This window comes from Verrucomicrobiota bacterium (genome assembly GCA_037139415.1).
Classification (GTDB): Bacteria; Verrucomicrobiota; Verrucomicrobiia; order Limisphaerales; family Fontisphaeraceae; genus JBAXGN01.
Genome location: JBAXGN010000211.1, coordinates 1 through 12,814, shown reverse-complemented (window position 1 = coordinate 12,814; position 12,814 = coordinate 1). Strand labels below are relative to the sequence as shown.

Genomic DNA, 12,814 nt, shown 5'->3' with positions numbered 1-12,814 from the left:
ATAGTTAGCAATTGGAGAAATCGCATGAGCGCTCGATGTGTCATTTCAAGCTTCCCGAACGGGAATATTTACGTATTTCTCAAACTCCCCGTTGTTCCGGCGGCCAGATGAACTTGTGCATCTGTAGCTGGAAACGCACGGGCAGATGATCCGCCAGGATTTGTTCCGCCAATTGCTGGCGGTTGATGGAATGCTTTCCAGCAGGGACCTGCTTCAACGATTTATCCTGCTGGTCTGGTGACAACGGTGCGGCCCAGGAAAACAACACCGGGCAGCGATTCGCCAGCGCGTGTTGCCCGATCACCTCTTTGGCCCACTCGTAATCTTCCTGCGTGCTGATCACAAATTTGACCTCATCCGTGGTCTGCAAATACGGGAGGTTTTCCCAGTGATTGCGTTCGCATTCCCCGCTGCTCGGGCATTTTAAATCCATGATGCGACGGACGCGCGGGTCAACCTGGGAAATATCCAGCGCTCCGCTCGTTTCGAGTAACACGGTGAAGCCGGCATCGCAAAGTAGCCGCAGGAGTGGCAGCGCATTCGGCTGGAGTAACGGCTCGCCACCGGTCAACTCCACCAACGGCAGACGTTGCTTACCGGCGCTGTTGCCAACGAAAGCCGTGGCGAGGGATTGCACCTCTGCCAGCACTTCCGCGATGGTGCGTTTGCGTCCCTCGCCAAAGGCATACGCAGTATCGCAATACGAACAGCGCAGGTTGCAACCGGTCAGGCGCACGAAAACGCAGGGCAACCCGGCCAGGGTACTTTCCCCTTGCAGGCTCAGAAAGATTTCGTTGATGACCAGTGTGTCTGTCATCGGTGCAAGGTTTCTAATTGATCAGGTACGCCGATGTCTTGGCGCAACCCAGGTTACTTGAAATGTTCCACCCGGATCATGACCGGCGGCGCCTTGACCACCTTCAGTTTGGCGATCTGCTTGAGCGCCTTGTTCATGGCGCCATTTTTCGCCTCATGAATCATCAGAATCAGCGGCACCGTTTCTCCCTCATGGCCTTCCGGCTGGATGATAGAGGAAATGCCGATGTTGGCCTTGCCCAGCAGATTGGCGATCTGCGCCATCACGCCGGGCTGATCCACCACGCTCAGACGCAGATAATAGCAGGATACAATGTCCTCAATGGGCAGTACAGAACCCGCCTTCTCATGCGGCACGAACGGCGGGATGCGATTGCGCACCCCGTGTTTGAGATCCAGGGCGGCATCCGCGATGTCGCTCAATACGGCGCTGGCGGTGGCATCCTTGCCCGCGCCGCGTCCGTAGAACAGGGTGTCGCCCACCACGTCGCCGCGCACAAACACCCCGTTGAACACGTGGTTGATGCCCGCCATGACATGGGTGTTGGGGATCAAGGCCGGATACACCGACACCTGTATCTTCGAGCCATCCTTCCCGCCCTTGGACGGTTGCCCGATCTTTTTGATGATGCCCAGCAATTTGATCGTGTATCCGAGCTGGCCGGCAAATTGGATGTCCGCCTTGGTAACGCCCCGGATACCCTCCACGTAAATGTGCTTGGAACTGACCCAGAATCCGTGTGCCAGCGACGCGAGAATGCCGGTTTTGTGCTCGGCGTCGAACCCGTCAATGTCCAGCGATGGCTCTGCCTCGGCGTATCCCAAACGTTGAGCATCCTTCAGCACGGCGTCGAAATCCGCCAGCTCCAGCTTCATGCGGGTGAGGATGTAATTGCAGGTGCCGTTGACGATGCCGTAAAGGTGCGTGATGCGATTGCCCACAAATCCTTCACGCAACGCCTTGATGATGGGGATGCCGCCGGCCACGCTGGCTTCATAATACAAATTCGCGCCGTGCTGGGCGGAGGCGGCAAAGAGTTCCTCGCCATGCGCGGAGAGCAGCGCCTTGTTGGCGGTGATCACCGGTTTGCCCTGCTTGAGGGCGGCGAGCACCATGGTTTTGGCGATGGTGGTGCCGCCGACCAACTCCAAGATGATGTCCAACTGGGGATCATTCACCACCTCGGTCCAATCCAGCGTCATCAATTCGCGCGGAATCTCATACGGGCGCGGTTCATCCAACGCCTTGACGGCGATTTTCTTGAGGCTGAGCTTGATGCCCAGCCGCGATTCCATGAGCGTCCGGTTCTGTTGCAAGGCATGAAACACGCCGCTGCCCACCGTTCCGCCGCCAATCATTCCAATATTCACCTGCTGCATAGGGCGGAAGCTTGCCGTGAAACATCGGGTACGACAAATAGATTTTTCTGGTTTTCACACATCTCAGAGCATCACGGCCACTGGCTGTCGCCGGTCCCGGAAAAGGGGTTATTAGAAGGGCTTTAAAAAAGTGCAAAAAACACTTGTGTTTGTATGGAAAAGGACTAACTTATACCCCGTCTGTTAGAAAGCTTGGCGCTTCCAGCACATGGTAGATCTTCAGTTGAACCGAGTTCAGTGATGATTTGAAACCCGATGGTCGGGAACAGTTGGTGGAGAAAGCAGAGTCATTCTAGGGACAAGTAATATCACATGAGCACGAAGTTATTCGTTGGCAATTTGTCGTTCAACACCACCGAGAACGCGTTGCAGGACGCTTTTGCGGCCCACGGCACCGTGGTGGAAACCAACCTGATGATGGACCGCATGAGCGGCCGTCCCCGCGGTTTTGGTTTCGTCACCATGGGCTCGCCTGAGGAAGCCCAGAAGGCGATCAGCGCGCTGAACGGTTCAGCGTTGGATGGTCGTAACATCACAGTTAATGTTGCTCGCCCGAAGGAAGAACGCCCTGCCGGCGGCGGCGGTGGCGGTGGTCGCGGCCCGCGTCGTGATTTTGGCGGTGGTGGCGGCGGCGGACGTCGCGAACGCTATTAATCGCATGTAAGGTTTTGGGCGCGGAGTGTGGGGAAACCTGGCTCCGCGCCTGTTTTTTGGTTGCACCTATTTTCGCCGGTCCCAGAGGTGCCGCCGTACGTCAGCGACCGGCAGATCGTAGCCAACATGGAAGAACATATCGAAGTAGAAGGGCGTATCGTCAGCGTGCTGGCTGGAACGATGTTTCGCGTGGAACTCAACAACCAGCACGTCGTGCTGGCCACCATTGCCGGCAAAATGCGCCGACGGTTCGTCCGGCTCACCACCGGCGACCGGGTCAAAATGGAGATGTCTCCCTATGACCTTAGCAAAGCGCGGATTGTGTGGCGGTTGGGCTAATACCCCTTCTTTTTTCACCGCGCGGCGAATCGCGTAAAAAGCCGCTATAAGTATTGCCAAACTGCGGGCGTCTCGCATACGCTCGGGGTCGAAGAAACTAACGTATGACCCATTATTTGGCATGTGACTTAGGCGCCTCCAGTGGCCGTATCATGCTCGGCACCCTGGACCAAGGCAAATTAACCCTCGAAGAAATCTATCGTTTCCCGAACGGAGCGATAAAAAAGGATGATTCCCTGCATTGGGACATCACCAGCCTGTTTAAGGAAATCACGAAGGGGCTTAAAAAAGCCGGCGGTCGAAAACTCAAGTTTTCCAGTATCAGTTGTGATTCCTGGGGAGTGGATTACATCCTGTATGATGCCGCCGGAAAAATCATGAAGCCGGTGTTTCATTATCGCGATCCCCGCACGGCCAAAGGCGTGGAGCGCATGAACGCCACCATTGGCTGGGAGAAAATTTTCGCTGAGACCGGCATTCAATTCATGGCGCTCAACACGCTGTACCAATGGGCGGCGGAAAACCCCAAGCGCTTCCAGAAAGCCAGCCAGATGCTGCTGATTGGCGATGCAGTGAACCACCTTTTCTCCGGTGTTGGACGCGCGGAGGTTTCCCTAGCCAGCACCACCCAGGCGTATAATCCCAAAACCAAAGCCTGGTCCAAACCCTTGGTGGACGCATTGGGCATCCCGCCCAAACTAATGCCCAAGATCGTGCCATCGGGCACCGTGCTGGGCAAACTGACGCCCGCCCTGGCCAAGGCCACCGGCTTAAATGGCATGAAAGTCATCGCCTCCTGTTCACACGACACCGGCGCGGCAGTGGCAGCCGTCCCGGCCAGCGGTACCGGTTGGGCGTATCTCAGCTCGGGTACCTGGTCCCTGATGGGGGTGGAATGGAAAAAGCCGGTCATCAATGACGCCTGCCGAAACTTGAATTACACCAATGAAATCGGGTACGGCAACACCGTCCGTCTGCTCAAAAATATATCAGGCTTGTGGCTAACCCAGGAATGCCGCCGCACGTGGGAGGAACAGGGCACCAAATACGACTTCGACACCTTGGAAACCATGGCGGTAGAAGCGGAACCATTCCGCTCGCTCATCAACCCGGCGGACGCACGGTTCATCAGCCCGGACAACATGCCCGACCGCATCGCGGCGTTCTGCAAAGAATCCGGTCAACCGGCACCGGAGAATCCCGGACAGTTTATCCGGTGCGCTTTTGAAAGCCTGGCGTTGCTCTATCACCAGACCTTGGAAAGGTTGGAACAACTGACCGGCAAGAAGATTGACCGGCTGCACATTGTGGGCGGCGGCATCAAAAACGAACTCCTGAATCAATTTACGGCCAACGCCTTGCAACTCCCCGTTTTCACTGGTCCGGTGGAAGGCACTGCCATTGGAAACATCCTGGTGCAGGCAATCGCCTTGGGGCATCTGCCCAACCTGGCGGCAGCGCGCAAAGTCATCCGAAATTCCTTTGAAATGAAAGCATACCAACCGAAGGATGCCACCCAGTGGAACGACGCCTATAAGCGCATGCAGGCATTACTGGCCAAATAAGCGCCACCTCGCCACTTAACAGAACAACATGGGGCTGCCAACGCAGCCCCGATTTATTTCCATCGGTCAACGCCCGGGACGTCCACCGCCAAAACTTCCAGGGCCACCGCTCCCCCCGCCAAATCCACCACCGCCGCTGCGTCCACCATAGCCGCCACCACCGAAATCCAGCATAAAACCGCTAGTCAACATCATGCTGCCCGTTCGGGAGTTTTCCAAGGTATCCTTCTGCTCTGGTTTCAAGGTAGGAGCCACTTTGGCCAACGCTTTGGCACGCAATAGGGTCATCTCCGCCTGAATCTTGGCCACGGCTTCCGCCTTCTCACGCACTACGGGCTCGTCAAATTTTTCCGCCAGCGTTGCTTTCATAAGTTCTTTTTGGGCAATGTTTAATTTGTCATCCAACGCTTTTAACTCATCGTTGGGAAGGGATTCACGATAGAGCTTGCGCTGTTCATCGTCCAGCAGGCTCCCTCCGCCACGCTGGCTTGAACCGCCAGACGCTCCCGTCGGCCCACCACCGCGCCGCGATCCGCCACCACCGCCGCCGCCCGGTTGGCCACCTGGTGGTTGATCCGCAGCATTGATCGCAAGCACGCACACGCTCACAGCAGCCACCAAGGCCATCCACGTTTTCGCAGGTTTGATTGACAGTTGCATAATAATGAATTTTCGACTTTGCGCTGACTTTTTGTTAGACCACTCCACTGAAGGAAAGGTTACAGTACGATGGCTAAAATCTTTTCTGGTGTAACCTTGCTGGATTGGTCAACGTCTTTTGAAACAGATGCGCGTGTCCTAGGCAGTTATATTTTATTGCGTCCATGCAGACTAAATCATCGTCCACTACGACAGTTTTTATCAGCCGCAAAACGCTGATTATTGCGGGAATTTGCCTGTTGGCGCTCAGCGGGGTGGGAGGGTGGTATTATCATGTGTCACATCCGCCCCAACCATGGCTCGTCAAGTGGCAGGTAATGCGCTACCTCAAGCAGAACGCGCGCATCAATGATTTTTCGGTCAACTTCCCCTACCCTTCCCGCGCTGAAATGGCCAAACCTGCCACTGGTTCCAACAAGGACAGCACCTTGACCAAGGGACCACGCACCGGCAAAGACTTTGAAACGCTGAGCCGGGAGTACCTACAATTAAAGACCACCATGGTACTCATGGAACGGGAGATCACCGAGAGTGTCGCTCAACTAAAGCTAACCAAAGCCCGGCTGGAACAGTTGACCAAACAATTGGAAGCAACCCGGACGGGCAATGAAACCAATGGAGCGGCAACCAATACCCCAGCGATAGACCAATTCCTGTCAAAACTCCAAGACCGCATCACTTCATTGGAAAAGAAAGCGGCAGCGAAAACGGACTTGGATCAGAAAGAGTCGCAACTGGCGCCGATAACGGCGGATTTATGGGAATTCCAACGCGTTTGGAACCGTGAAGGATTGGTGGGCGGAGGCGGCACGAATGCGCTAACCGACGCCAGCACCCGACTCATGGCGGACATTCGGAACAAACTGGGAATGGCCACTACGTATGGCACCATGTACACCCTGATAGGGCAGCAGTTGCAAGTGGCGGAATACTTGTTGGACAGTGGCAATCCAATCCATCGCCGACTTGGTTTGCAATTGGCTTTGGAAGCCGCCTACTACGCCCAAAACGAAACCTTGAATGACTGGCTGGCAGCACGAATTTGTGAAGGTTATCTCCACCCCAATGCGGATATCGCCACCGATCCCAGCCGACGGTCTCCCTTCAACCCGGACAACTTCTTGAACACCTGCGTCAATTTCTTTTGGCAAAACAATGAAACGCACAACGTAATTCGGGTCTTTGAACTCATGCTGGCCGGGGCTCCCACTGTGCCACGCGCCGATTATGCGCGTTCGCAATTGGGTATGGCACTGGAACAAGCCGGTGAGTATGAGAAAGCGTTAACCTACCTTAAACAAATCCAGGCCACCAACGATTATCGCAGGATTATACGGCGAATTCCGAGTTTGGAACGCACTGTGGCATCCCGATAGTAAAGCCTCGGGGCAACGCTCCCCCACGACGGGCGGAGAGAAACACACACAACCGCAGTAGAAATCATTTGCTTTACGGCGTGGTTTTGCTTAAGTCCCCGCCATGCACAGCACGGCTCCAAGCAAATGCGAAATCCGAGATTCGAAATCCGAAATCTCTGGGGCCTGTTGCCACCCCAGGAACCCCCTCATCCCATCCTTCTCCCCCAAGGGGGAGAAGGCGCCCGCAGAGCGGTTGAGGGGGAGGGGTTGGTGCAGGGGGGCAACGAGCGAAATCTGGTTTCGGGGAAGTCTCACCCCGGCGGCTACAAATGTTGGTGCGAAATGCAGGTTGGGGTTGGTGGTGCTTACAGTGGCTCTGGAAATCACCGGTTTGTCGGCCACTTATATGCAAAGCACCCTGAAGCCGCCGCAGCCACCCGCCAGGGAATTCCGTGCCGCTTGGGTGGCATCGGTCAACAACATTGACTGGCCGTCGAAACCAGGGTTGCCGACCGATCAGCAGAAAAGCGAATTGATCAGCATCTTGGACCGTGCCGCCAAACTGCATCTCAACGCCATCATCCTGCAAGTACGGCCTTCCTGTGATGCGCTGTATGCCTCCCGCTTGGAACCATGGTCGGAATACCTGACGGGGCAGATGGGCAAAGCGCCCGAGCCTTGGTATGATCCACTGGCATTTGCGGTCGCGGAAGCGCACGCCCGGGGACTGGAGTTGCACGCGTGGTTCAATCCCTTCCGGGCACGGCACCCCTCAGCCAAGCAACCGCCCAACTCCGAGCACATCAGCAAAACCAAAAAACAAATGGTCCGCACTTATGGCAAACATCTCTGGCTGGACCCCAGCGAAAAAGCGGCGCGCGATTATTCCATAAAAGTTATCCTCGACGTAATCAAACGCTACGACGTGGATGGCGTGCATCTGGATGATTATTTTTATCCGTACAAAGAAAAGGATGCCGCCGGACGCACGCTGGATTTCCCGGATGACGCCAATTGGAAGAAGTACGCGGCCAAGGGCACGCTGTCGCGCGAGGATTGGCGCCGGGAACAGGTGAACCTGTTTGTACAACAAACGTACAAGGCGATCAAGGACGAGAAGCCCTGGGTGAAATTCGGCATCAGCCCGTTTGGCATTTGGCGCTCCGGCCAGCCCGAACAAATCAAGGGCTACGACGCGTATGAAAACCTGTATGCGGATTCGCGCAAGTGGCTGATGAACGGCTGGCTGGATTACTTTGCGCCGCAACTGTACTGGTCCATCGAGGCCAAAGAACAAAGCTACCCGGTGTTGCTCAAGTGGTGGCGGGACCAGAATCCCAAGGGCCGCTACATCTGGCCGGGCAACAACACCGTAAAAGTCGCTACCAATTGGAAGTCCGAGGAGATTCTCAGGCAAATCCAACTCACCCGCATACCGGGAGAAGCGACGGGCAACATTCATTGGAGCATCAAACCGTTACTGGAAAACAGCGGTGATATTGGCAATGCACTGCTGCGTGGACCCTACGCGGAGACAGCCTTGATACCCGCCTACCCGTGGCTGGGACAGAATTTCCCCGCCAAACCCAAGATGCATCAGAATGCAGACACTGCCGCCGGAACCCTCACACTCTCCTGGGATGCCGGCAGCCGCTCCAAGCTCGGCTGGTGGGTGGTGCAAACCAAACGCAATAACGCCTGGTCTTGGTATGTGTTCCCGCCGGACAAACAAAGCGCAACCATGTCAGCGGACAAGATTTACCCCGATGTTTTCGCATTGTACGCCATGGACCGCTACGGCAACTTGAGCACGCCAACGGTGTTGGAATTGAGATAGCAAACAGCGGTCCAAAAACCGCTGTCATTTACTTTTCAGGTCATTACTTCGGCACCGGCCAGAGCAGTTGCCACAGGCATGGGTCAATATCCTTCACGTCGGCCTTGGCGATGAGTTGTTCGTATTTGGGATTCGTGAAGGCAATGGAGGCGCGGCGCAGGAGGCCGGCCAGTTTGGTGTCTGGTTGTTTGATCGGTTCGATCTGTTTGGCCGGCCAGCCTTTTGGGTCAGGAAAATATTGCGCGACGAAATCCAAGGCGGCTTGGAGGCTGCGGCCATCCTGGGAACGATACTGGAACAGATCCACATTTACGCGGCGGCCCAGTTCGGCGAGGATAAACAGCGCGTCGAGATTATACAAACTGTACATGTATGATTTGGTGCGTTTCAGTTCCAAAGGCTGTCGGCCGTCCAATTCGATCTGAGCGGCGATGTTTTTTTTGCCTGCCTCAACTTGTTTGCGCGCGGTGGCCTGGTCACCGGTGAAGAGGGCGTAGGCGGCCGTTTGGGCGAGATACCAGGAGCCGTGGTTATTTGCCGACTTGGCTTCATCCAGACCGTTTTTGCTGGTCAGCATCCATTGATTAAAAGCGCGAAACCAGCCTTCCATGCCGTGTTGTAATTCCGGGGTCCAAGCCTTGGAGCCGTCGAGCAGACCAATGGAATCCACGAGGTGAATCAGACCGACGACATCAATGATGCCGGTGCCGCGTCCGTCGCTGCGCCCCAGTACGGCTTGGGCATAGTTCAGGTTCGGGTTCATCTTCGTGGCGGGATCGAGGAACCAGCCTTTTATGAGCGCCGCTGCTTTTTCGGCATACGGCTCATGCCCGGTGAAGTAATAGGCCAGGGCGAGCGTATCCACAGCGGAGATGGTCTTGCTCATCTCGGTATGATCGGAAATGGTTTTGGTTTCCGGATTCACCTCGCCGTCACGATTGATATAGGGCAGGCCATCGGGCTTGCTGGGATTGGGCCAGGAATACGGTGCGAGGCTCATGTAATCATGCTTGTCGCCGCTGGGTGGAGTTTTGGTTTTATCCATCACCGAGCCGGATTTGACGCGCAAGGATTTATCGGCATCACGGCGCAAGCGGTCCAGTGCCGGCTTGAGCAATGGATCACCGGCAAGTACTCGCTGCTTGGCGACAGTGAGTATTTGGGGATCCAGCGCAAACACTTTGGGCAACTTACCGGCGGGCGTTTCGGCTGCTCGTGCCACCGGATATACCAAAATCATCAGATATAAACTTACCAAAAATACGGCGTCTTTCATTGCCCGACGGTAGCGAAAACGGGGGGATCGGACAATGAAATTCGGGCTGTGCATTGGAAAAACCGGATGGCTTTCCGGTGTAATTGGACAGCCAGTCAGTTCTTTAACAGGGATTCGACGTGCTGGTTGAACTTTTCCTGAAGCAACTTTTGCACGTCTTTTTCTTTCTTTGCCAAAAAGATCGCCGCAGCGGATTCGTATTCGCCAGCGGGTTTGAGCAGGCTTTTCACATCCGCCACCAAGGCGGCGGTCAGCAAGTCATTGAGCGACTTGCTCTCCTTTGCCACGGCGGTCTGGAGTTTCTCGCGCTGGCGCAAGGTCAGTGGGTAAGCCACTTCCAGCCGCTGGCCTTTGCCGGCATCGAACCGGGCTTTGACTGTACCACCTCCGGGCATATCCAACCATGCCGCCTGGGCCTTCTGGATTTGTGCCGCGTCGCAGCCCATGGCTTGGAGAACGCCTTGGGCCATGAGTTGGTCGCCAGCGGAATTCATGTGAACGCCATCGGAAGTCAGCAACCGCCCCGGTTTGCCAGTGCTGTTAGGGTGGGCCTTGATGGCTTCCTGGAACAGCGCGTTCAAATCGGCCAGCGGGCATTTTTTCGCTTTAGCCAGTTCGCGCAGAAACTCGTTGTACGAAGCGAGCTTCTTGTTGTTATCATTATCCACCTCCTCGCCGATCACCGTGGCGGTCAGGATTACTACCTTGACGTTGGCGGCCTGGCATTGCTCAATGATGGTGGTGATGTTGGTCTTGTACTGGTCGAGCGGTACCCCCTTGACACCATGCCAAACGTCGTTCACACCGCAGCTCAGGGTCATCCAATCCGGTTTCTTATCCAACACGTCGCGTTTCAGCCGCTCAAGCATCTGGTTGGACTTGTTGCCGCTGACGCCAGCGGGCGCGGGTGTCGCCTTAATGCCGTTGGCCTCCAATCCGGCGATGACCAGCCGCACATAGCCGCCCGGGTTACTCCAACCGCCGGCGGTGATCGAATCCCCCATGAAGCCGATCTTTTGGCCTTCCTTGACGGCGATATCCGCCAGGGAATTAGAGACCGTTGCCAGCAGGATGGCGAGCGCCAGCCAAGTGGTCGTGGCGCACCCAATGAATCTACGACGTTTAGTGATTTGCATGGGAGTGATTAATCCCCGCAAATGGGTGTCGAGTCAAGCCTGCAACCTGCAACGATTACTCGGCTCGCTTGCGGTTCTTCTTTCGTTCCGGTTTGACCATGCCTTCCCCTACGCCAAATTCTGCCGGGGCGACGATGGTTGGGGCAGGACCTCCCTGAAGGAGGTGATTCTCCCATTGCTGCACGATCTGCTTCCAGTCCGTCAGGCTGCGCGTGGGATATTTGGCCGGCCAGCCGCCTTTGCGGAATTCATCGTTAATGCCGGGATCACCCACCGTTTGGCGCCATTGCTCCAGTTCAGCGCGCATCTCTTTCAACACGGAGGCAGAGGCGGGATCATTAGCCAGGTTGTGCAGTTCATGCGGGTCCCGCCGCAGGTCGTACAATTCTTCCGGCGGTTTGGTGGGTTGCATGAACGCGTCCTGTTCTGGCGGCAACTTGCCTTCCAAGTGCAGCACATTCATCACCGCCAGTCCGGGATAGGAGCGCTCCTTGTAATCGTTGAACTGGCAATAGGGCCGTTCCGGCATCAGGTTCAAAATGTACTTAAAATCCTTGGAACGCACCGCGCGCATGGCGTCATGGGTGGAATCCATCTTGTCACGCCCGGCAAAGATGTATTTGCGCGGTTGGGTAGCAGCGTCCAGCACGTCATGACCTTGAACTAATTTGGGCACCGGAATGCCGGCGATGGCCAGCAGGGTTGGCACAATGTCCACATTGGAGACCAACTCATCGGTGACGGTGCCGGGCTTCGCCCGGGCGGGCCAGCGGATAATCAGCGGAATGCGCAGGCCATCATCATAAAGAAACTGTTTGGCGCGCGGCAGCGGTACGCCGTGATCAGCGGTGACGATAATCGCAGTATTCTCGTACAGTCCCTCCTTTTTCAGGCGGGTAATGATTTCACCCATGAGTTGATCAGAACGCTGCGCGCTTTCCAGGGCCAGCGCCCAGTCTTTGCGCGTCAACGGGGTGTCGGGATACCACGGCGGCAGGGTTATTTGGGCGGGATCAATCGGGTGGCTTGGGTCAGCATGCCAGGTTCGATGAGTACCGATCAGCGTGAGGTGCGCAAAAAACGGCTGCCCAGGCGGGCGTTTGTTCCAATCTTTACCTTGGTACGATTCGGACTGGGTAAATTCAAAGTTCAGGTCAATTTTCGGCGAATAGCCACAGCCCAAGGCGGTGAAATAGCCGGCATCCCGGAACAGATCCGGCACGGATTTGACTCCGGCTGGCAGCTTGGGCTTCGGCTCAGGCGTGCGGTGCTGTTGCGTCCGCGTGGTGTATTGGCTCATGCCGGTCATCAGGGAGGAGCGGCCCGCCGAGCAGACCGGTGCGCTGGTGAAACAGTAATTATAGCGCCGACCTTCGGCGGCCAATTGATCCAGGTTGGGGGTGAACATGGCCTTTTCTCCATAGCAATGCAGGAACGGCCCCCAGTCTTCCAAAATGATCAGCAGCACATTAGGGCGATTATCCTGAGCAGCGGGAATCGAGACTGACGATCCCAACCATAGGATGAAACCAAGGCACAGGGTTGCCCCAGCGACAATCCAACGACGGCGATGAGTTGATATTTGGGCAAGCTTCATAGTTCGATGCATTTCAGTTTGTGACCAGGTTGTTTATTGGCGGTATTAGGGCAGAATAATTACCGCACGTCAAATGTAAGCCTGGAATTATGCTGCTCCGTCCTCCGGGATTCCCAAACTCCTCACGCCGCGCACCCCTGCCGCAACCGCATTCAGCGTTGCTGGATCACCCGGTTGTTTTTTGCAGACCGCTTAC

General features: G+C 55.9%; 11 protein-coding genes. 5 read left to right on the top strand and 6 right to left on the bottom strand.

Annotation, left to right across the window (positions count from 1 at the left end):
* Positions 1-79 precede the first annotated feature (79 nt).
* Both WCO56_25545 and WCO56_25540 read right to left on the bottom strand, forming a co-directional pair.
* Positions 80-817, bottom strand: a complete 738-nt coding sequence (locus WCO56_25545) for a radical SAM protein (GenBank protein MEI7732962.1) — start codon at positions 815-817, stop codon at positions 80-82.
* 53 nt (positions 818-870) lie between these two features.
* Positions 871-2,196, bottom strand: coding sequence for a homoserine dehydrogenase (locus WCO56_25540; protein ID MEI7732961.1), 1,326 nt, complete (start codon positions 2,194-2,196; stop codon positions 871-873).
* 312 nt (positions 2,197-2,508) lie between these two features.
* On the opposite strand from WCO56_25540, the gene WCO56_25535 reads away from it, so the two are divergent.
* From WCO56_25535 to WCO56_25525, 3 genes are all read left to right on the top strand, one after another.
* Positions 2,509-2,850 carry an RNA-binding protein gene (locus WCO56_25535; GenBank protein ID MEI7732960.1) on the top strand — a complete coding sequence of 114 codons (342 nt, stop codon included), beginning with the start codon at positions 2,509-2,511 and terminating at the stop codon, positions 2,848-2,850.
* Between the two features lie 126 nt (positions 2,851-2,976).
* Positions 2,977-3,189, top strand: a complete 213-nt coding sequence (gene infA, locus WCO56_25530; GenBank protein MEI7732959.1) for a translation initiation factor IF-1 — start codon at positions 2,977-2,979, stop codon at positions 3,187-3,189.
* A gap of 104 nt (positions 3,190-3,293) precedes the next feature.
* Positions 3,294-4,754, top strand: coding sequence for a rhamnulokinase family protein (locus WCO56_25525; protein MEI7732958.1), 1,461 nt, complete (start codon positions 3,294-3,296; stop codon positions 4,752-4,754).
* Positions 4,755-4,820: 66 nt separating this feature from the next.
* On the opposite strand, the gene WCO56_25520 is transcribed toward WCO56_25525, so the two are convergent.
* Positions 4,821-5,414, bottom strand: coding sequence for a periplasmic heavy metal sensor (locus tag WCO56_25520; protein ID MEI7732957.1), 594 nt, complete (start codon positions 5,412-5,414; stop codon positions 4,821-4,823).
* Between the two features lie 164 nt (positions 5,415-5,578).
* Here WCO56_25520 and WCO56_25515 point away from each other — a divergent pair, with 164 nt between their 5' ends.
* Together WCO56_25515 and WCO56_25510 are read left to right on the top strand one after the other, a co-directional pair.
* On the top strand, positions 5,579-6,790 hold the full coding sequence (locus WCO56_25515; GenBank protein ID MEI7732956.1) for a hypothetical protein: 1,212 nt from the start codon (positions 5,579-5,581) through the stop codon (positions 6,788-6,790).
* 388 nt (positions 6,791-7,178) lie between these two features.
* Positions 7,179-8,609, top strand: a complete 1,431-nt coding sequence (locus tag WCO56_25510) for a family 10 glycosylhydrolase (protein MEI7732955.1) — start codon at positions 7,179-7,181, stop codon at positions 8,607-8,609.
* A gap of 43 nt (positions 8,610-8,652) precedes the next feature.
* On the opposite strand, the gene WCO56_25505 is transcribed toward WCO56_25510, so the two are convergent.
* The 3 genes from WCO56_25505 to WCO56_25495 all read right to left on the bottom strand — a co-directional run bounded on the left by WCO56_25505 (position 8,653) and on the right by WCO56_25495 (position 12,618).
* Entirely contained in the window at positions 8,653-9,849 is a 1,197-nt protein-coding gene (locus WCO56_25505) for an alginate lyase family protein (GenBank protein ID MEI7732954.1), read from the bottom strand.
* 131 nt (positions 9,850-9,980) lie between these two features.
* Positions 9,981-11,021, bottom strand: coding sequence for an SGNH/GDSL hydrolase family protein (locus WCO56_25500; GenBank protein ID MEI7732953.1), 1,041 nt, complete (start codon positions 11,019-11,021; stop codon positions 9,981-9,983).
* Between the two features lie 55 nt (positions 11,022-11,076).
* The gene (locus tag WCO56_25495; GenBank protein ID MEI7732952.1) at positions 11,077-12,618 is read right to left on the bottom strand and encodes a sulfatase; all 1,542 of its coding nucleotides are present in this window, start codon (positions 12,616-12,618) and stop codon (positions 11,077-11,079) included.
* Positions 12,619-12,814: the final 196 nt, after the last annotated feature.